This window comes from Caballeronia sp. GAWG1-1 (assembly GCF_023631465.1).
GTDB lineage: Bacteria > Pseudomonadota > Gammaproteobacteria > Burkholderiales > Burkholderiaceae > Caballeronia.
The window spans coordinates 280,927-300,245 of the sequence record NZ_JALQDB010000014.1 but is presented as its reverse complement, the minus strand read 5'-3'; the positions used below and the strand labels follow the sequence as shown (position 1 = coordinate 300,245).

At 62.1% G+C, this 19,319-nt stretch carries 21 protein-coding genes; 19 read left to right on the top strand and 2 right to left on the bottom strand.

All coding sequences use genetic code 11. The features are described 5' to 3' along the window. Positions 1-684: 684 nt before the first annotated feature. From NCT03_RS10065 to NCT03_RS10050, 4 genes are read left to right on the top strand one after another with little or no spacing between them, the layout of a single operon-like run. Complete coding sequence (locus NCT03_RS10065; protein ID WP_250465273.1) at positions 685-1,689, top strand: RluA family pseudouridine synthase; 1,005 nt, start codon at positions 685-687, stop codon at positions 1,687-1,689. A 10-nt stretch (positions 1,690-1,699) separates the two neighbouring features. Next, entirely contained in the window at positions 1,700-2,359 is a 660-nt protein-coding gene (locus tag NCT03_RS10060; RefSeq protein ID WP_250465272.1) for an HAD-IA family hydrolase, read from the top strand. Beyond that, entirely contained in the window at positions 2,356-2,748 is a 393-nt protein-coding gene (locus NCT03_RS10055) for a Rieske (2Fe-2S) protein (protein WP_250465271.1), read from the top strand. The genes NCT03_RS10060 and NCT03_RS10055 overlap by 4 nt, the downstream gene beginning before the upstream one ends. Before the next feature lie 46 nt (positions 2,749-2,794). Next, a complete protein-coding gene (locus NCT03_RS10050; protein WP_244825826.1) occupies positions 2,795-3,775 on the top strand; it encodes a S49 family peptidase in 981 nt (326 codons plus the stop codon). A 48-nt stretch (positions 3,776-3,823) separates the two neighbouring features. Here the strand turns inward: NCT03_RS10050 and NCT03_RS10045 are convergent, their stop codons facing one another. Together NCT03_RS10045 and NCT03_RS10040 are read right to left on the bottom strand one after the other, a co-directional pair. Beyond that, positions 3,824-4,543: an SAM-dependent methyltransferase gene (locus NCT03_RS10045; protein ID WP_250465270.1), complete on the bottom strand. Its 720-nt coding sequence runs from the start codon at positions 4,541-4,543 to the stop codon at positions 3,824-3,826. After that, positions 4,540-5,160 carry a Maf-like protein gene (locus NCT03_RS10040; protein WP_250465269.1) on the bottom strand — a complete coding sequence of 207 codons (621 nt, stop codon included), beginning with the start codon at positions 5,158-5,160 and terminating at the stop codon, positions 4,540-4,542. Before NCT03_RS10040 ends, NCT03_RS10045 begins: the two co-directional genes overlap by 4 nt. A 404-nt stretch (positions 5,161-5,564) precedes the next feature. Between NCT03_RS10040 and NCT03_RS10035 the strand changes: the two genes are divergently transcribed. The 15 genes from NCT03_RS10035 (at position 5,565) to lepA (ending at position 19,262) form a co-directional block, all read left to right on the top strand. Beyond that, positions 5,565-6,188: a YceD family protein gene (locus NCT03_RS10035; protein ID WP_244825822.1), complete on the top strand. Its 624-nt coding sequence runs from the start codon at positions 5,565-5,567 to the stop codon at positions 6,186-6,188. Positions 6,189-6,370: 182 nt separating this feature from the next. Continuing rightward, positions 6,371-6,550, top strand: a complete 180-nt coding sequence (rpmF, locus tag NCT03_RS10030) for a 50S ribosomal protein L32 (RefSeq protein WP_007741736.1) — start codon at positions 6,371-6,373, stop codon at positions 6,548-6,550. A 133-nt stretch (positions 6,551-6,683) separates the two neighbouring features. Next, positions 6,684-7,823 carry a phosphate acyltransferase PlsX gene (plsX, locus tag NCT03_RS10025; protein WP_244825820.1) on the top strand — a complete coding sequence of 380 codons (1,140 nt, stop codon included), beginning with the start codon at positions 6,684-6,686 and terminating at the stop codon, positions 7,821-7,823. Then, positions 7,823-8,812 carry a beta-ketoacyl-ACP synthase III gene (locus NCT03_RS10020; RefSeq protein WP_244825818.1) on the top strand — a complete coding sequence of 330 codons (990 nt, stop codon included), beginning with the start codon at positions 7,823-7,825 and terminating at the stop codon, positions 8,810-8,812. Before plsX ends, NCT03_RS10020 begins: the two co-directional genes overlap by 1 nt. A 174-nt stretch (positions 8,813-8,986) precedes the next feature. After that, entirely contained in the window at positions 8,987-9,919 is a 933-nt protein-coding gene (gene fabD / locus NCT03_RS10015; RefSeq protein WP_250465268.1) for an ACP S-malonyltransferase, read from the top strand. Positions 9,920-9,932: 13 nt separating this feature from the next. Continuing rightward, complete coding sequence (gene fabG / locus NCT03_RS10010; protein WP_244825814.1) at positions 9,933-10,673, top strand: 3-oxoacyl-ACP reductase FabG; 741 nt, start codon at positions 9,933-9,935, stop codon at positions 10,671-10,673. Positions 10,674-10,939: 266 nt separating this feature from the next. Next, entirely contained in the window at positions 10,940-11,179 is a 240-nt protein-coding gene (gene acpP, locus NCT03_RS10005; protein ID WP_004197638.1) for an acyl carrier protein, read from the top strand. Positions 11,180-11,325: 146 nt separating this feature from the next. Continuing rightward, positions 11,326-12,564, top strand: a complete 1,239-nt coding sequence (fabF, locus tag NCT03_RS10000; protein WP_250465267.1) for a beta-ketoacyl-ACP synthase II — start codon at positions 11,326-11,328, stop codon at positions 12,562-12,564. Between the two features lie 29 nt (positions 12,565-12,593). After that, positions 12,594-13,058 (top strand): protein YgfX, encoded by a 465-nt coding sequence (locus NCT03_RS09995; RefSeq protein ID WP_250465266.1) that lies wholly within the window; start codon positions 12,594-12,596, stop codon positions 13,056-13,058. A gap of 96 nt (positions 13,059-13,154) precedes the next feature. After that, complete coding sequence (gene rpoE, locus NCT03_RS09990) at positions 13,155-13,754, top strand: RNA polymerase sigma factor RpoE (protein WP_244825810.1); 600 nt, start codon at positions 13,155-13,157, stop codon at positions 13,752-13,754. A gap of 82 nt (positions 13,755-13,836) precedes the next feature. Beyond that, on the top strand, positions 13,837-14,460 hold the full coding sequence (locus NCT03_RS09985) for a sigma-E factor negative regulatory protein (RefSeq protein WP_250492615.1): 624 nt from the start codon (positions 13,837-13,839) through the stop codon (positions 14,458-14,460). Between the two features lie 4 nt (positions 14,461-14,464). After that, positions 14,465-15,508, top strand: coding sequence for a MucB/RseB C-terminal domain-containing protein (locus NCT03_RS09980; protein ID WP_250465264.1), 1,044 nt, complete (start codon positions 14,465-14,467; stop codon positions 15,506-15,508). Between the two features lie 18 nt (positions 15,509-15,526). Next, a complete protein-coding gene (locus NCT03_RS09975; RefSeq protein ID WP_250465263.1) occupies positions 15,527-17,095 on the top strand; it encodes a DegQ family serine endoprotease in 1,569 nt (522 codons plus the stop codon). 5 nt (positions 17,096-17,100) lie between these two features. Continuing rightward, positions 17,101-17,355 (top strand): glutaredoxin family protein, encoded by a 255-nt coding sequence (locus NCT03_RS09970; RefSeq protein ID WP_250465262.1) that lies wholly within the window; start codon positions 17,101-17,103, stop codon positions 17,353-17,355. A gap of 116 nt (positions 17,356-17,471) precedes the next feature. Then, a complete protein-coding gene (gene lepA, locus NCT03_RS09965; RefSeq protein ID WP_244825804.1) occupies positions 17,472-19,262 on the top strand; it encodes a translation elongation factor 4 in 1,791 nt (596 codons plus the stop codon). Positions 19,263-19,319 lie beyond the last annotated feature (57 nt).

Here is a 19,319-nt window from a genome sequence, read left to right as displayed (position 1 = left end):
GGGAGGCGCGCCGATACGGTGCGCTGCGCGGTAAAACGCGTCGAGGAAAAACGGCGGCGCCGGGGGTTTCGCGTCTCAAATTAGACGCGCCAAACCCGCTGCGCTCTTCGAACAGAGCCTTCTCCTCCGACGGCGGCAATGCAGGAGGGCGGCCTCGCGTAATTCGCGCGATGCTTCTTCGCCGACCTCGACCCTTGCCTGACCGCGCTGGCACGGCCGCAGACCCGAAAGCTCCGCTGGCGTGCCGCATGTCTCGCCTCACTGCGACGTTTTTTAACTGCTATCGCGCTTCGCCGGAATCAGCGCAGCCGCGATGTCGTCGCGAGTTGTTCGCAATCGGCGAGCTTCGATTTGCCGTTCGTCCCGTTGCTCGATGGCAGGGGAAAATCTGGGCGGGCGACCGGCTTCAACGACCGGGCGCCATCGCTTCTCGCCGATAAAAATTCTTTTTGACCAAAAATCCGTTACCGATCGACGATCACTCGACCGAACGCGCCTGTGGGCCCCGTCCCTGCCGGTGATATCGCCGTGCGTGCAACTTGTTGCTCGATTTTCCGGGCGAGCAACCGGCCCTGGGCGCAAGTAAAATGATGGTTTATTGCTTGCACCTGTACAGTCTGATAGTTCGCAGCCACGGTTTTCGTGTCACGCTGTTTTTCAGACTGCTCGCAAATTATATTCAGAATGAATGAGTTAGGCAAAACATCCCATAAACAGGTCGCAAGCGAGCAGGTGTCGATGATCGAAATCGACGAAACCGCCGCCGGTCAGCGCATCGACAATTTTCTGTTGCGCGTCTGCAAGGGCGTGCCCAAAAGCCATATTTACCGAATTCTGCGCAGCGGCGAAGTGCGCGTGAACAAAGGCCGGATCGATTCCGCGTACCGGCTCGAAATCGGCGATCTCGTGCGCGTGCCGCCCATTCGTGTCGCGCAGCCGGATGAAAAACCGCTGTCGTCGAACGCGCCGGCCGCTGAATTCCCCATCATTTTCGAGGACGACCATTTGATCGTCATCGACAAACCGTCAGGCGTCGCGGTACACGGCGGAAGCGGCGTGGCGTTCGGCGTCATCGAACAATTGCGCAACGCGCGCCCGCACGCGAAATTTCTCGAACTCGTGCATCGGCTGGATCGCGAGACGTCCGGCGTGCTCATGCTTGCCAAAAAGCGCGCGGCGCTCGTCAATCTGCACGAGCAGATTCGTGAGAATCGCATCGACAAACGTTACTACGCGCTCGGACATGGCGACTGGCCAAGCGACTGGGGACGGCGGCGTATCGTCAAGGAGCCGCTGCACAAGTACGTGGCGGCGGACGGCGAGCGGCGCGTGCGGATTCAGGAGAACGGTCTGCCGTCGCATACGGTTTTCAATCTGATCGAGCGCTGGGACGACTACGCCTGGGTCGAGGCCGAACTTAAAACCGGCCGCACGCACCAGATTCGCGTGCATATGGCGAGTCTCGGCCTGCCTATTGCGGGCGATGCCAAATACGGCGATTTCGCGCTCAACAAGGAGCTCGCGCGTCCGAACGCGAAACCGTCGCTCAAACGCATGTTTTTGCACGCTTATCGACTGAAAATCACGCATCCGGCGACCGGCGAGCCGCTGCAGCTCGAAGCGCCGCTGCCGGCGGAATGCCGGCGCTGCATCGACCAGCTCAAGCTCTTAAACCAAGATCAACAGTGAGACACGTTACATGGCGCGGCAGCAATTCGATTTGATCGTCTTCGACTGGGACGGCACCTTGATGGATTCGACCGCGCACATCACGCGCAGCATTCAGGCGGCATGCCGCGATCTGGGGCTGCCAGTTCCGGCCGATGAATCCGCGAGCTACGTGATCGGCCTCGGCCTCAGGGACGCGCTGCAGATTTGCGCGCCCACGCTCGATCCTTCCGACTATCCGCGTCTGGCCGAGCGTTATCGCTATCACTTTTTGACGACCGGCCAGACGACCGAACTTTTCACTGGCGTGCGCGAGTTGCTTCGGGAACTGCGCGAAGAGGGCTATTTTCTCGCGGTGGCGACGGGCAAGAGCCGTGTCGGACTGAACCGCGCGCTCGACGAGTCGCGCCTCACGAGCCATTTCGACGCCACGCGCTGCGCCGACGAAACCTTTTCGAAGCCGCATCCGGCCATGCTCCACGAACTCACGCGCGAACTCGGCCAGGATTTGTCGCGCACGGTGATGATCGGCGACACCACGCACGACCTACAGATGGCGATCAACGCGGGCGCGGCGGGCATCGGCGTGGGATACGGCGCGCATCCGGCAGATTCGCTGACGAAGCTGGAACCGAAGTTCTGCGCGGATAGCATCGCGTCTCTGGCGGGCTGGCTGCGGGAGCACGCATGAGCGAGCCGACGCAAGCCGCGAACGCCGTGCGCGTGTGCGCCGCCGATGAACTCGTCGACGGCGGCGCGGGCCGGCGCCTGAACGCGGCGGACGCGAGCGGCGAAGCGGTGGTGTTCTTCGTGCGCTACGACGGCAAACCTTTCGGCTACCTCAACCGCTGCGCGCATGTCCCGATGGAACTGGACTGGGTCGAAGGCCAGTTCTTCGAAAGCTCGGGCCTATACTTGATGTGCGCGACGCACGGCGCGGTCTACGAGCCCGACACGGGCAAGTGCGTCGGCGGTCCGTGCCGCGGCGCGCGTCTGCGCGCACTCGCCGTCGAGGAACGCGACACGCCCGAAGGCCGCGCGGTCTTCTGGCTGCCCGACGACACGCTGCGCCCGGCCTGAATCCCCATTTTTCCTTGAGCTGGTTTGACGACCAGAAGGCAAACGCATGTCCGACAACTTTCCTCAAAACCCGCGCGGTAACGATCGCGGCAATGACAATTGGGAGCGCGAGGCGCTCGAACGCATCGCGCTGGCATCCGTTCGCGAGCAGCGTGCGGCGCGGCGCTGGCGCATTTTCTTTCGCTTCGTATTTCTCGCGGTGATTGCCGTGATCGCCTGGCGCGTGTTCGATCTGACCGGCGACCACGTCGCCAAGAGTACGCGCCATACCGCGCTCATCGACTTGCAGGGCGAGATTTCGAGTAATGGCGATGCCAGCGCCGACAACATCGGCGGCGCGCTCGAAAGCGCGTTCGAGGACGACGGCACGGCGGGCGTGATTTTGCGCATCAACAGTCCGGGCGGCTCGCCGGTGCAGGCGGGCATCATCTATCGCGAAATCAAGCGTTTGCGGGCGAAGTATCCGAAGACGCCGCTTTACGTCGTCGTCGATGACATGTGCGCGTCGGGCGGCTATTACGTCGCGGCGGCGGCGGACAAGATCTACGTGGACAAGGCGAGCATCGTCGGCTCGATTGGCGTGCTGATGGACGGTTTCGGCTTCACCGGGCTGATGGACAAGCTCGGCATCCAGCGCCGCATGCATACGGCGGGCGCGAACAAGGGTTCGTTCGATCCGTTTTCGCCCGAGACGCCGCAGATGACCGCGCACGCCCAGGACATGCTCGATCAGATCCACGCGCAGTTCATCGACGCGGTGAAACAGGGGCGCGGCACGCGTCTGAAGGACGATCCTGACTTGTTTTCGGGAGAGTTCTGGACAGGCGAGAAGAGCGTCCAGCTTGGACTCGCGGATGGTTTCGGCGACGCCAGCTACGTCGCGCGCGAGATCATCAAGCAGCCGGATATCGTCGATTACACGCAGAAGGAAAGCATCGGCGAGAAGGTGGTGAAGCGCTTTGGCGCTTCTGTCGGCGATGCGGCGGTGCGGGCATTGACGCTTGGCGGGAAGGTGCAGGTGCGGTGAGGGCGTGAGGGCGAGCGGCGCACAAACCCACGCCTGACCGCACCGACCTCAAGCCCCCAGCAACAGAAAAATCGCCGGCCGTTTGTGCAATTCCGGCGCGGCTTGCTTCTTCCAGTCCGCTGCCGTGCGCGTCACGATGGTTTCGCCGGGCAGCGTCAAATCCACCGCGACGCAGATCAGCGTCGACGGCGCGCAGGTCGCGATGAGCGTGTCCAGCATCGCCCGATTGCGATACGGTGTTTCGATGAAAATCTGCGTCTGGTTCGCCTTGCGCGACAGTTGTTCCAGCTCGCGCAGGCGCTTGCCGCGCTCGGCGGCCTCCACGGGAAGATAGCCGTTGAACGCGAAGCTCTGGCCGTTCATGCCCGACGCCATGAGCGCGAGCAGAATTGAACTCGGTCCGACGAACGGCACGACCTTCACGCCTCGCTGATGCGCGCGCCGCACGAGCAGCGCGCCCGGATCGGCGACGGCGGGGCAGCCGGCTTCCGAGACGAGTCCCGCGTCGGCGCCGGCGAGAATCGGCGCGAGCAGTTTGTCGATTTCGCCGGGCGGCGTATTGACGTTCAGCTCCCGAACCTCGATTTCCTGAATCGGCCGCGTCGTGCCTACTTTCTTGAGGAATGCGCGCGTCGTCTTGGCGTTCTCGCCGATGTAATAACCTAGCGCGGCTGCCTGCGCGCGCACCGGCTCGGGCAGCACTTGCGCGAGTGCTTCGGCATCGCCTTCGCCAAGCGTATTGGGGATCAGATAAAGGACGCCGCTCATGCTGCCGCTCCGAGAAGGGGAAAAGCGGCCGCACGCAACATCTTGCTCAGCGCGATGAGCGGCAGGCCGATGAGCGCGGTGGGATCGTCGGAGTCGATCGCATCGAGCAATGCAATGCCGAGCCCTTCGGACTTGGCGCTGCCCGCGCAGTCGTAGGGCGTTTCGGCGCGAAGGTAGGCTTCGATTTCGGCGTCCGTGTAATCGCGAAACTGCACGCGGGTGACGATATCGGCCGATTGCACGTTTTCCGTGGCGCTGTCGAACACGCACAGCGCGCTGTGGAAGTCGACGCTGCGGCCGCGCATCGCGCGCAGTTGCGCGACGGCGTTGTCGTGCGTGCCGGGCTTGCCGATCTGACGTCCGTCGAAGGTCGCGACCTGATCGGAGCCGATCACGAGCGCGCCCGGCGCCTCGACGGCCGCCGCGCGCGCCTTGGCAATGGAAAGACGCACGGCCGTTGCCTCGGGCGATTCGCCGGCAAGCGGCGTTTCATCGACACCGGACACGATGACATCGAAAGGTATGCGCAAACGCGCCAATAACTCGCGCCGATATGGCGAACCCGACGCCAGAACCAGGCGTCGCGTGGGCGAAGACGAAGCAAAAACGTCGGACATAAACGGAAATCAGCAAAAATGGGTGAAAAACGACGGGTTGCGAACGAGTCCTTAAGTGTTTGACTCGAAAGAACAAAGCCGTTATAGTTTTGGGCTTTTCATCGGTACGGCGCTTGGGCGCCCTAGCCGGTGAGTCGGAAAGGGATAACTAGTATCCTAGTACCGCGGAATTAACGAAGGCGGCGCAACAAAGGTGACGCAAACAAAGCACGTTTGACGTCGTGCTGCAAATCCGGGCAAGCCACGCCTGCCTTTTGGCACCGGGCGGTGCATACTGACTCGTAGCAGTACCGGACTGTAGCAGCGGGCGCGTAGCCAAGTGCAGACTCAAGCGCTAACCGAAGCGCCGACCGCACCCGAACGAAACACGTACGAACAACGCACGGCACATAGCAGGAGCGCACATGACTCAGAATCCTGGCAAACCTGCGAGCCCCGCCAATCCGCGCGCGCTCGATCTTTACGATTTTGCCAAGAGCGGCAGGCAGGCAGCGGGCGCGGTCCGCGTTTCACAACTGCCGCGCATGTTAGCCGAAGTGCCGGCAGATGCGCCAGACCGCGACACGGTGTTCACCTGGCAGGCCGAGGGATCGACCCAGCCGGAATTGCAGGACAACGGCACGGAAGCGCCGCAGCCTTATTTGCGCCTCGCGGTGCACGGCTCGGTTTATCTGATGTGCCAGCGCTGTCTTTTGCCGTATTCGCAGCATCTCGATGTCGATGCGACTGATCGGATCGTGGCGACGGAAGAAGAAGCGGACGAGTATCCGCTCGACGACGATGAAGTCGATGTGATCGTAGGCTCGCATCAGTTCGATCTGATCGACTTGATCGAAGAAGAGTTGTTGTTGGCCTTGCCGCTCGTGCCGAAGCACAACGTCTGCCCGAAGGTGCATGAAAGTTTGCTCCAGGGCGAAGACGGTGACGAAGCAGGCGAAGCGGACGGCGAACCGGGCGCTTCCGGAAAATCGGACAAGCCCAATCCGTTTGCCGTTCTGCAGAAGCTCAAGGACGACAAGAAGCATTGAACGGACTCAAAGCTCGAGCCTTGGCAATGTTGGCAATGAGCCAGGGCAAAGCTCTAGCAGCATCGGCAGCACGCAACAAACTGGTGGCGCGAAGCGCTCACGATCAACCCGATGGCCTGCAGGTCGAGGGCTGTCGGCGGTTCGGGCTGTGTTAGAATTCGCAAAATTTTTCTGGAGTAATCATGGCAGTTCAGCAAAACAAGAAGTCGCCGTCGAAGCGCGGCATGCACCGTTCCCACGACTTCCTCAACGCAGCGCCGCTGGCAGTTGAGCCGAGCACGGGTGAAGTGCATCTGCGTCACCACGTGAGCCCGAATGGCTACTATCGTGGCAAGAAAGTCGTCAAGACGAAGAACGACTAAGCGTTTCGCGCTTGGCCTGATGCGTCACCGCACAGCGGACGCTCGCGCCTGCTACGCTTTTGACACTTTCCCGGTACGACAAGAAGGCGGCATTTCACTGCCGCTTTTTTGTGCCTGAAATTCGTCGCTTCCCATGACCGTAAAGATAACCATTGACTGCATGGGAGGCGATCACGGTCCGGCCGTGACCGTTCCCGCTGCCGTCAATTTCGTGCGCGCGCATCCCGACGCGCATCTGATGCTCGTCGGCATCGAGCAGTCCATTCGCGCGCAATTGAAAAAATTGAAGGCGCTGGACGAACCACGCCTGACCGTCGTTCCCGCGACCGAAGTCGTCGCCATGGACGACCCCGTCGAAGTCGCGCTGCGCAAGAAGAAAGATTCGTCGATGCGCGTCGCGCTCAACCTCGTCAAAGAGGGCGAGGCGCAAACCTGCATCTCCGCCGGCAACACCGGCGCGCTCATGGCGGTCTCCCGCTATGTGCTGAAAACGCTCGCCGGTATCGAGCGGCCGGCCATCGCGTTCGCCATGCCGAGCCAGAAGGGCTACACCACCGTGCTCGATCTCGGCGCCAATGTCGACTGCGAACCCGAGCATCTGCTGCAGTTCGCGGAAATGGGCCATGCGCTCGTTTCGGCGATCGAAGGGCGCGAGCGGCCGACCATCGGCTTGCTCAATATCGGCGAAGAAGTCATCAAGGGCAACGAAACGATCAAGCGCGCGGGCGAACTGCTGCGTGCGAGCACGCTCAACTTCTACGGCAACGTGGAAGGCAACGACATCTATAAAGGCACGACCGATGTTGTGGTCTGCGACGGCTTCGTCGGCAATGTCGCGTTGAAGACTTCTGAAGGTCTCGCGAAAATGCTCGCCGACATCATCAAGGAAGAGTTCAGCCGCAACCTGCCGAGCAAGCTGATGGCGCTCGTGGCGCTGCCCGTTCTCAAGCGTTTCAAGAAGCGCGTCGATCCCGCGCAATATAACGGCGCCGCCTTGCTGGGATTGCGCGGCCTCGTGATCAAGAGCCACGGATCGGCCGAAGCCTTCGGGTTTGAGTGGGCCATCAAACGCGGGTATGATGCCGTCAAAAATGGTGTGCTCGAACGTCTCGTGCGCGCAATGGAGGAGAATGCGCCTGCCGCGCGCGAAGGCGCCGCGAGCACTTCCGCCACCGATGCCGCAAGCGGCGTCGCGACGGAACTGAACCCGCAGCCGAACTCGCGTCCGAATCCGCCGGACGCCTCGGGGACTGCGCTACACTCGAAGGCATAATGGCTCAATCCAATCTTTACGCTCGAGTGCTCGGCACAGGCAGCTATCTGCCGGCCGAGCGCGTTACGAATCAGGCATTGGCGGACCGTCTCGCTAAAGAAGGCGTCGAGACGAGCGACGAATGGATCGTCGCGCGAACCGGCATTCACGCACGGCACTTTGCGGCTCCCGATCAAACCACGAGCGATCTCGCGCTGGTCGCATCGCAACGAGCCATCGAGGCGGCGGGCATCGACCCGCAATCCATCGATCTCATTATCGTGGCAACCTCCACGCCGGACTTCGTGTTTCCGAGCACGGCGTGTCTCTTGCAGAACAAGCTCGGCATCAAGAACAACGGCGCGGCGTTCGACGTGCAGGCCGTCTGTTCCGGTTTCGCTTATGGCGTCGCGACGGCGGACAGTTTCATTCGCAGCGGTCTGAATCGCACGGCGCTCGTCGTCGGCGCGGAAACGTTCTCGCGCATTCTCGACTTCAAGGACCGTACGACCTGCGTGCTGTTTGGCGACGGCGCGGGAGCGGTCGTGCTGCAGGCGTCCGAGGAAGCGGGCGTGCTGTCGAGCGCGCTGCATGCGGACGGCAGCTATTCCGACATTCTCTGCACGCCGGGCAACGTGAACGGCGGTGTGATTTCCGGCAGCGCGTTCCTGCACATGGATGGCCAGGCGGTGTTCAAGCTCGCCGTCAACGTGCTCGAAAAAGTGGCTATCGAAGCGCTGGAGAAAGCGAAGCTCACGCCGAACGACATCGACTGGCTGATCCCCCATCAAGCCAATATCCGCATCATGCAGAGCACTTGCCGCAAGCTGCATCTGCCGCAGGAGCGCATGGTCGTGACGGTGGGCGAGCATGGCAATACGTCGGCGGCATCGATTCCGCTCGCGCTCGATGTCGCCGTGCGCGACGGGCGTATCAAGCGTGGCCAAAACGTGCTGATCGAAGGCGTGGGCGGCGGCTTCACGTGGGGCGCGTCGGTCTTCCGCTATTGATCGCTCAAGCCACTCGCTTTCTTCCTCAATCTTCTCGATCCCCATCAATCTGAATTCGATCCGCTGAAAAGGCCGCCGCGTCCGCACCATGCGCGCGCGGCGCAAGCACAGCCGGCGTCGGCCATTTGCCGGCCGGCGCAGAGAGGCGGATCGTTCCAATCCAACGAGGACGATATGAAATTTGCGTTCGTTTTCCCCGGCCAGGGTTCGCAGTCGATCGGCATGCTCAACGCATTCGCCGATCACGCCGTCGTGCGCGACACCGTGCAGCAGGCATCCGATGCGCTCGGCCAGGATCTAGGCAAGCTGATCGCCGAAGGTCCGGCCGAAGAGCTGAATCTCACGACCAACACACAGCCCGTCATGCTGACGGCGGCTTATGCCATTTACCGCGTGTGGGAAGCGGAAATCGGTCTGAAGCCGGCGATCGTTGCAGGCCATAGCCTCGGCGAATACACCGCGCTCGTCGCGGCCGGCGCGCTGGCTTTCGCGGATGCCGTGCCGCTCGTGCGATTCCGCGCGCAAGCAATGCAGAGCGCGGTTCCGGTGGGCGTCGGCGGCATGGCCGCGATCCTGGGTCTCGACGACGACACCGTGCGCGCCGTCTGCGCCGAAGCGTCGTCGGCGGGCGTGGTCGAAGCCGTCAACTTCAACGCGCCGGCGCAAGTCGTGATCGCGGGCTCCAAGGCGGCCGTCGAAAAGGCATGCGAAGTCGCGAAGGCGAAGGGCGCGAAGCGCGCGCTGCCGCTGCCGGTTTCCGCGCCGTTTCATTCGTCGCTGCTCAAGCCCGCTTCGGACCAGTTGCGCGATTACCTCGCGAAGGTCGACATCGAGGCGCCGCGGATTCCGCTGATCAATAACATCGACGTGGCAAACGTCTCCGATCCCGCCGCTATCAAGGACGCGCTCGTGCGTCAGGCAGCAGGCCCGGTGCGCTGGGTCGAATGCGTGCAGGCGATTGCGCGCGAAGGCGTCACGCACGTGATTGAATGCGGTCCGGGCAAGGTGCTCGCGGGTCTCACGAAGCGGATCGACGGCAACCTCGTCGGCGGATCGATTTTCGATCTGGCATCGCTCGAAGAAACGCGCAAACTGATCGCTGCATAGTCGGAGTGGAACAATGAATCTGGACAATCAGGTAGCTATCGTCACGGGCGCGTCGCGCGGCATTGGCCGGGCAATCGCGCTGGAACTCGCGCGGCAGGGCGCGACGGTCATCGGCACGGCGACAAGCGAAAGCGGCGCGGCCGGCATCGGCGAAGCGTTGCAGCAAGCGGGCGGCAAGGGTCGCGGCGCGGTGCTCGACGTCAACGACGCAGCCGCCGCGGACTCGTTCATCGAGTCCACGGTCAAGGAGTTCGGTGGCCTGAACATTCTCGTGAACAACGCGGGCATCACCAAAGATCAGCTCGCCATGCGCATGAAAGACGACGAATTCGACGCCGTCATCGACACCAATCTGCGCGCCGTGTTTCGTCTATCACGCGCCGTCCTGCGCCCCATGATGAAGGCGCGGGGCGGGCGCATCATCAACATCACGTCGGTGGTCGGCTCGTCGGGCAATCCCGGCCAGGCCAACTATGCGGCGGCGAAGGCGGGCGTGGCGGGCATGACGCGGGCGCTCGCACGCGAGATCGGCAGCCGCGGCATTACGGTGAACTGCATCGCGCCGGGTTTCATCGATACTGACATGACCAAGGTTTTGCCCGAAGAGCAGCGCACCGCGCTTACCGCGCAGATACCACTTGGCCGACTGGGCAGCCCGGAAGATATCGCGCATGCTGTGTCGTTCCTGGCGTCGCCGTTCGCTGGATACATCACCGGCACGACCTTGCACGTGAACGGCGGCATGTACATGTAAAGCTGTAAAGGCGAGGAAAGGGCGCAATAGGCATTTCGCCGTTTTTCGCTTAATATCCGCGCCGAGACGGGCGCGCAAAATGCTCAAGGCATGGCGCGCACCGCCGGACTCGGTGGCAGAAAAAATCGCTGTGAAGCCCGGCAAGCCCTCTTGTAGGAGCGCGTCGGGCAGCGCAGCATGGAACTGACGCGCCGTATTTTGCGGGTCCAAACCTGATAAAATGCGCGCACTCGTATTTTTGAACTTTTTATCCCTCGGAGGGCTGCATGGACAACATCGAACAGCGCGTGAAGAAGATCGTCGCCGAACAACTTGGCGTGGCCGAAGCTGAAATCAAGAACGAAGCTTCGTTCGTCAACGATCTCGGCGCTGACTCGCTCGATACCGTCGAACTGGTGATGGCACTGGAAGACGAGTTCGGCATGGAAATTCCCGATGAAGAGGCAGAAAAGATCACCACGGTTCAGCAAGCAATCGACTACGCTCGCGCCAACGTCAAGGCCTAAGGCCGGACGCGCCAGCGACTCATCGCTCATCGAGCCAGATGTTTTGTCGCTGCTCAGACCGATTTAACAGCCACAGGGCACACAGGGCGGTTTCCTGTGGCCGCTGTGGCTTTTGTTTTTCGTCATTCTATGGATAAGGGGTTATCGTGAGCCGTCGTCGAGTTGTTGTTACAGGCCTTGGGCTCGTTTCGCCTGTCGGCAATACCGTTGCCGACGGCTGGGCGAATCTGGTCGCGGGCAAGTCGGGCATCGCCAACATCACCAAGTTCGATGCCACGAACTTCTCCACGCGTTTCGCGGGCGAAGTGAAGGGCTTCAACATCGAAGACTACATGCCCGCCAAAGAAGCGCGCCACATGGATACCTTCATCCATTACGGCTTTGCGGCCGGCGTGCAGGCCATGCAGGACAGCGGCCTCGAAATCACCGAGGAAAACGCGGAGCGCGTGGGCGTGGTGGTGGGTTCGGGCATCGGCGGCTTGCCGATGATCGAAGTCACCCAAACCGAGCTGCTCAATCGCGGTCCGCGCCGTATTTCGCCGTTCTTCGTGCCGGCGTCGATCATCAACATGATCTCCGGTCATCTGTCCATCCGCTTCGGTCTCAAGGGTCCGAATCTGGCCATCGTCACGGCTTGCACGACCGGTTTGCACTGCATCGGCGAAGCATCGCGTTTGATCGAATACGGCGACGCGGACGTGATGATCGCGGGCGGCGCGGAAGCCACGGTTTCTCCGCTCGGTATCGGCGGCTTTGCGGCGGCGCGCGCTCTCTCGCAGCGTAACGACGACCCCGCCACGGCCAGCCGTCCGTGGGACACCGACCGCGACGGCTTCGTGCTTGGCGAAGGCGCGGGCGTGATGGTGCTCGAAGAGTACGAGCACGCGAAGGCGCGCGGCGCGAAGATCTATGCGGAAGTGCTCGGCTACGGCATGAGCGGCGACGCCTATCACATGACCGCGCCGCCCGAAGACGGCGACGGCGGCCGCCGCGCCATGGTCAACGCGTTGAAGAACGCGAAGGTCAATGTCGACGAAGTGAACTACGTGAACGCGCACGGCACGTCCACGCCGCTCGGCGATATCGCGGAAACCACGGGCATCAAGCGCGCGCTCGGCGATCACGCGAAGAGCGTCGTCGTCAATTCCACCAAGTCGATGACCGGCCACTTGCTGGGCGGCGCGGGCGGACTGGAGTCGGTCTTTACCGTGCTCGCGATCCATAACCAGATTTCGCCGCCGACCATCAACATCTTCAACCAGGACCCGCAGTGCGACCTGGACTACTGCGCGAACACCGCGCGGGAATTGAAGATCGACGTCGCGGTGAAGAATTCGTTCGGCTTCGGCGGAACGAATGGTTCGCTCGTCTTCAAGCGTCACTGAGCACGCACGCTCGTCGGGACGGGAACGGAATGACGAGCGTGTATGTCGATCGGCCGCAACGAAATGCCGGCACGCCGCCGCGCATCGCGCTGCGGCCGTCGCGTTTTCTGCAGGCCGCGCTGCTCGGGTTCATCGTCGTCGCCGGTTTCGCGGTGTTCCAGTGCGTACACGGGCACGCCGGCGCGTTCGATGCCTTCGCCGCCTCTGCAACATGCGTCGCTACGCTCGGTTTGGCTGCGCGGCGCTGGGCGTGTCGGCAACCGGCGGCCATCGGTCTGCATGCGGAGGGCTTGACCGTCTGGGACCGTGCCGGGAACGCGCGCTATTGGCGCATCATCGGCTGCGCACAGTGGAGCGGGCGCTTGCTCGCGCTCGACGTGTCGACGGAAAAAAAACGCCGCGAAGCACTGCTCATCGCCGCCGATTCCCTCGACGCCGATACTTTCCGCCAGCTTTCAGTCAGCGCCCGCCGCGCGGCTAGCTCTTTCCTGTAAAGACTGTAACGGTCGATGAGCATCCGGGATAACGCGAAGGCCGGGAGGCTACAATAGCCGTCCGCGCAACTCCCCAAAGTGAAACGGATTTTCCAGGTGAGCGAAAAAGAAATCGACCAATTGCTGGTCGAGCGTGTCCAAAAAGGTGACAAGGCCGCGTTCGAACTGCTGGTCGCCAAATACCACCGCAAGATCATTCGACTGATCTCGCGCCTCGTGCGCGACCCCGCCGAGGTCGAGGACGTCGCCCAGGACGCCTTTATCAAGGCTTATCGCGCGCTGCCGCAGTTTCGCGGCGAATCGGCCTTCTACACCTGGCTCTACCGGATTGCGGTCAACACGGCAAAGAATTACCTTGCCACTCAAGGACGCCGCGCTCCAACTTCTACCGAAGCCGATGCAGAAGAAGCGGAAACTTTCTCCGATGCAGACCAACTAAGGGATATCAACACGCCCGAGTCGATGTTGATGAGCAAGCAGATTGCCCAGACGGTCAATGCTGCGATGGCGCTGCTGCCCGAGGAGTTACGCACCGCCATCACGCTCCGGGAAATCGAGGGTTTAAGTTACGAAGAAATCGCCGAAATGATGGCATGCCCAATCGGCACCGTCAGATCAAGAATTTTCCGTGCTCGCGAAGCCATTGCGGCAAAATTGCGTCCGTTGTTGGACACTCCTGAAGGCAAGCGCTGGTAGGCAGCGCGTCGCCCCGGGGCAGGGACGCAATATCTGGGTTAGGTGGTGTCACTACGGGGTGGTGTCAGAGATGGGGAGCATCATGGGGTCGGTTCCGGTGCAATCGAATAACAGTTCGCGCGGTGAGCGCCTCTCCGCGTTCGTGGACGGCGAGTCGCTCGACGAACTCGGAAATATCAGCCAGTTTCTTGCTGAACTGAATAACCGTGACCGCGCGTCATGGTCGGACTATCACCTGATCGGCGACGCACTGCGTTCCGACGATCTGGCAGAAAGCCCGGCGAAGAGCAGCGCGTTCATGACAGCATTTGCAGCGCGTTTCGAGGCTGAGGCGCATGTGCTGGCGCCAGCTGCGGTGGCACAGACACAGAAGGCGCGTGGCGGCATGTTGCGCCGTCGTGTCGTGCCGGCTTTCGCCGTTGCCGCGGCGGCTGCCACGCTCACGTGGATCGTCGTGCCGCAGTTGCAGGGCGTCGACAGCCGTCTGGGCGCGCCAGTGGCAAGCACGCAGGGCGACTCGGTTCAGCGCGTCGCCATGGCGTCCGTGCCGGCGGTCAGCACGCGCGCGCCGGTGGTGGAGGCGAACATCATCCGCGACGCGAGCCTCGATCAATACCTCGAAGCGCATCAGCAGTTCTCCCAGCAGCCGGCCATGCCCGGCTCCATGCCTTTGATTCGCGCGGCGGTGACGACGCAGGGCCAATAACCTGATGGCGAGTGTGCGGTTGAATAAAACTAGATATTGGGGGCGGCTGCCGGCGTTGATGCTTTGCGCAGCCGCGTTGTTCGCGGCGGCATCGAGCAGTTTCGCTCAGGGGGACAACCCCGCCGCCCAGCGCAAGACAGCCGCCACTCTGCTTAACCGCATTCACGAAGCGGCCCAGCAGCAGAATTACGAGGGTACTTTCGTTTATCAGCGCGGTGCGACGGTGCAGTCGTCGCGCATCACGCATGTCGCCACGCGCGGCGACGGCGAATACGAATCGCTCGAAAGTCTCGACGGCGCCCCGCGCCGCATGCTTCGTCACGACGACGACATGTACACGTTCGTCCCGGAGCGCCATCTGCTCGTGGTCGAACATCGGCAGAGCAAGGATTCTTTTCCCGCTTTGTTATCGACGAGCGGCGATCAGGTTCTGTCCGTCTACGAACCGAAGCTCTTGGGCACCGACCGCGTGGCGGGGCTCGAAAGCCAAGTGCTCGAACTCGATCCAAAAGATTCTTACCGGTTCGCGTACAAGCTTTGGGCAGATGCCAAGACTGGCTTGCTATTGCGCGCCCAGACGCTCGATCCGGACGGCCAGGTGTTGGAACAGCTTTCGTTCTCTCAGGTGCGTATAGGCGGGGCGATCGACAAGGCGTCGATTGCAAGCGGCATGCGCAGCACGGCGGGCTGGACCACGGTGCGGCCTCCCGTGCAGCCGGTGGATATCGAAGCGCAAGGCTGGCAACTCACGCCGAATATCGCGGGCTTTCGCAAGATTCGCGAGTTGCGCCGTCCGATGGCGTCGAGCCAGCAAGGCCAGCCGGCCATCCCGGTCGATCAGGCCGTGTTCTCCGACGGCCTCGCCGCCATCTCGGTTTTTATCGAACCGGTGGAGAAAAGCGCGCGCAAGGAAGGCGCCGGTAATAGCGGCGCGACTCATGTACTCGTCAAGCGCCGCGGCGATTTCTGGATTACCTTGCTGGGTGAGGTGCCGCAATCCACGTTGCAGCAATTTGCTTCTGCCATAGAATACAAGCCTTCCAAGTAATCCCTCGGCCTTAGACATATGAGCAACTACTCGCTGCGCAAGTTCTTCGCGGCCGCGGCGCTCGCCGTGTGCCTGCCGTTCCTCTCGCAGACAGCAGCGGCAGTGCCAACGGTGAATCTGCCCGACTTCACCACGCTGGTCGACAAGGTGGGGCCTTCGGTCGTCAATATCCGCACGACGTCGCGTGTCGGGTCGAGCAGCGACCTGCGTGGTTTGCCGCCTGGCCTCGATGAAGGCGACATGTCCGAATTCTTCCGGCGCTTTTTCGGTATTCCGATGCCCGGTCAGCCCGGCTCGCCGCGCGGAAACGGCGGTGGCGGCGGTGGCGGTGGCCAGGGTGGCGGCGGCGGACAAGGCGGTGGCGGCAGCGGCGGCGATCAGGGCAAGGGCGGCAGCCGCACGCCCGACGACAGCCAGGACAACTCGGAACAAAGCAGTGGCGTAGGCTCGGGCTTCATCCTGTCCACGGACGGCTATGTGATGACCAATGCCCACGTCGTGGACGACGCGGACACCATCTACGTCACGCTCACCGACAAGCGCGAGTTCAAGGCGCGTCTCGTGGGCGTGGACGAGCGCACGGATGTGGCCGTCGTGAAGATCAGCGCGGCGAATCTGCCGGCGATCACCATCGGCGACTCGAACAAGGTGCGCGTGGGCGAATGGGTACTCGCCATCGGCTCGCCGTTCGGCCTCGACAACACGGTGACGGCGGGCATCGTCAGCGCGAAGGGTCGCGACACCGGCGACTATCTGCCGTTCATCCAGACCGATGTGGCGGTCAATCCGGGCAACTCGGGCGGTCCGCTCATCAACATGGCGGGCGAGGTGATCGGCATCAATTCGCAGATCTACAGCCGCACCGGCGGCTTCATGGGCATCTCGTTCGCCATTCCGATCGACGAAGCCATCCGCGTCGCGGACCAGTTGAAGACGACGGGCAAGGTCACGCGCGGACGTATCGCGGTGGCGATCGGCGAAGTGACGAAGGACGTCGCCGACTCGCTCGGTCTGCCGAAGGCGCAGGGTGCGCTCGTGTCGAGCGTGGAATCGGGCGGTCCCGCGGACAAGGCGGGCGTGCAGCCGGGCGACATCATTCTCAAGTTCAATGGCGTGAACGTGGAGACGGCCACCGATCTGCCGCGCATGGTCGGCGACACGAAGCCGGGCGCCAAGGCCACCATCACGGTCTGGCGCAAGGGCCAGTCGCGCGATCTGCCTATTACGATTGCCGAGATGCAGCCGGACAAGGTTGCGAAGACCGAGCAGAAGAAGCCGACGCAGCCGAAGGAACGCGCCAGCAATTCCCTGGGACTCGCGGTCAGCGACCTCACGGCTGATCAGAAGAAGTCGCTCAAGCTGACGAACGGTGTACAGGTCGATGCAGTGGAAGGTCCGGCCGCGCGCGCGGGCTTTCAGAAGGGCGACATCATCCTGCGCGTCGGCGATACCGACATCACGAGTTCCAAGCAGTTCGAGGCCGTGGCGCAGAACCTCGACGCCAGCAAGATGATCGCGGTGCTCGTGCGGCGCGGCGACAACACACAGTTCGTGCCGTTGCGCCCGCGCGTGCCGGCGCAAAAGTAATCGACATGAGCCAGTCACCGGGCGCGCCATTTATCCTGTATGGTCGCGCCTGGTGTCATCTCTGCGAGGACATGCGCGCCGAGCTCGAACCCATCGCAGAGCAGTTTGGCCGAGCAATTCTTTGGATCGATATCGACGAGGATCCGGCGCTCGAAGCGCGTTACGACGAGCGCGTGCCGGTGCTGATGCTGGCAGGCGTCGAACTATGCCAGTATCGGCTCGACGCAAACGCGGTCAGGGCGGCGCTCGATCAGGGCTAAAGGCGAAAAGCGCCGGCCCATCCCTATTTCGGCTAAAATGCTGAAGTTTTCCCCAAATTTTCAAGGCGTGCTCCGCGTTATTCGAGGGCGCGCCTTTTTCGCTTGATCGGCACTGAATGAATCATATTCGTAACTTTTCGATCATTGCGCACATCGATCACGGCAAGTCCACGCTCGCTGACCGCATCATCCAGTTGTGCGGCGGTCTGTCCGACCGGGAGATGGAAGCGCAGGTGCTCGATTCAATGGACCTGGAACGCGAGCGTGGCATCACCATCAAGGCGCAGACGGCCGCGCTGACCTACAAGGCGCGCGACGGTAAGGTCTACAACCTCAATCTGATCGATACCCCCGGACACGTCGACTTCTCCTATGAAGTCAGCCGCTCGCTTTCCGCATGCGAAGGCGCGCTCCTCGTCGTCGATGCCAGCCAGGGCGTCGAGGCGCAGACAGTCGCAAACTGCTACACCGCCATCGAGCTCGGCGTCGAAGTCGTGCCGGTGCTGAACAAGATCGACTTGCCGGCCGCCAACCCCGAGAACGCAATCACCGAGATCGAAGACGTGATCGGTATCGACGCGACGGACGCCGTGCATTGCAGCGCGAAGACCGGTCTGGGCGTGGAAGACGTGCTCGAATCGCTCATTCTCAAAGTGCCGCCGCCGAAGGGCGACACGGAAGCGCCGTTGCAGGCGCTCATCATCGACTCGTGGTTCGACAATTACGTCGGCGTGGTCATGCTGGTGCGTATCGTCAACGGCACGCTGCGTCCGCGAGACAAGATCAAGATGATGGCGACCGGCGCGCAGTATCCGGTCGAGCATCTCGGCGTGTTCGCGCCGAAGTCGACCAACCTCTCGCAGTTGTCGGCGGGGCAGGTGGGCTTCGTCATCGCGGGCATCAAGGAACTGACGGCGGCAAAAGTGGGCGATACCGTCACGCTCACCAACCGTCCCGCCGCCGAGCCGCTGCCGGGCTTCAAGGAAGTGAAGCCGCAGGTGTTCGCGGGTCTCTATCCGGTCGAAGCGAACCAGTACGACGCGCTGCGCGAATCGCTCGAAAAGTTGAAGCTGAACGACGCGTCGCTGCAGTACGAGCCGGAAGTCTCGCAAGCGCTGGGCTTCGGTTTTCGTTGCGGCTTTCTCGGCCTTCTGCACATGGAAATCGTGCAGGAGCGGCTCGAGCGCGAATTCGACATGGACCTCATCACCACCGCGCCCACGGTGATCTATCAGGTCCTGCAACGCGACGGCACCACCATCTCGGTCGAGAATCCGGCCAAGATGCCTGAGCCGCCGAAGATCGAGGAAGTGCGTGAGCCTATCGTCACCGTGAACCTCTATATGCCGCAGGAATATGTCGGCTCGGTCATCACGCTCTGTACGAACAAGCGCGGCCAGCAAACCAACATGCAGTATCACGGCCGGCAGGTGCAGCTCACCTATGAAATTCCCATGGCCGAAATCGTGCTCGACTTTTTCGACCGGCTGAAGTCCACTTCGCGCGGCTATGCGTCAATGGATTACGAGTTCAAGGAATATCGCGCGGCGGATGTCGTGAAGGTCGACATGCTCATCAACGGCGACAAGGTCGATGCGCTCTCGGTCATCGTGCATCGTTCGCAAAGCCAGCATCGCGGGCGCGAAGTGGCGTCGAAGATGCGCGAACTCATCCCGCGCCAGATGTACGACGTGGCAATTCAAGCGACCATCGGCTCGAACATCATCGCGCGCGAGAACATCAAGGCCTTGCGCAAGAACGTGCTCGCCAAGTGTTACGGCGGCGACATTTCACGTAAGAAGAAGCTGCTCGAAAAGCAGAAGGCGGGCAAGAAGCGCATGAAGCAGGTCGGCTCGGTCGAAATCCCGCAGGAGGCTTTCCTCGCGATCCTGCGTGTGGACGACTAAGTCCCGCCTGGTGCGCCTGAACGCCAATAACAAGAACTGAAGATAACAACCGGAAGC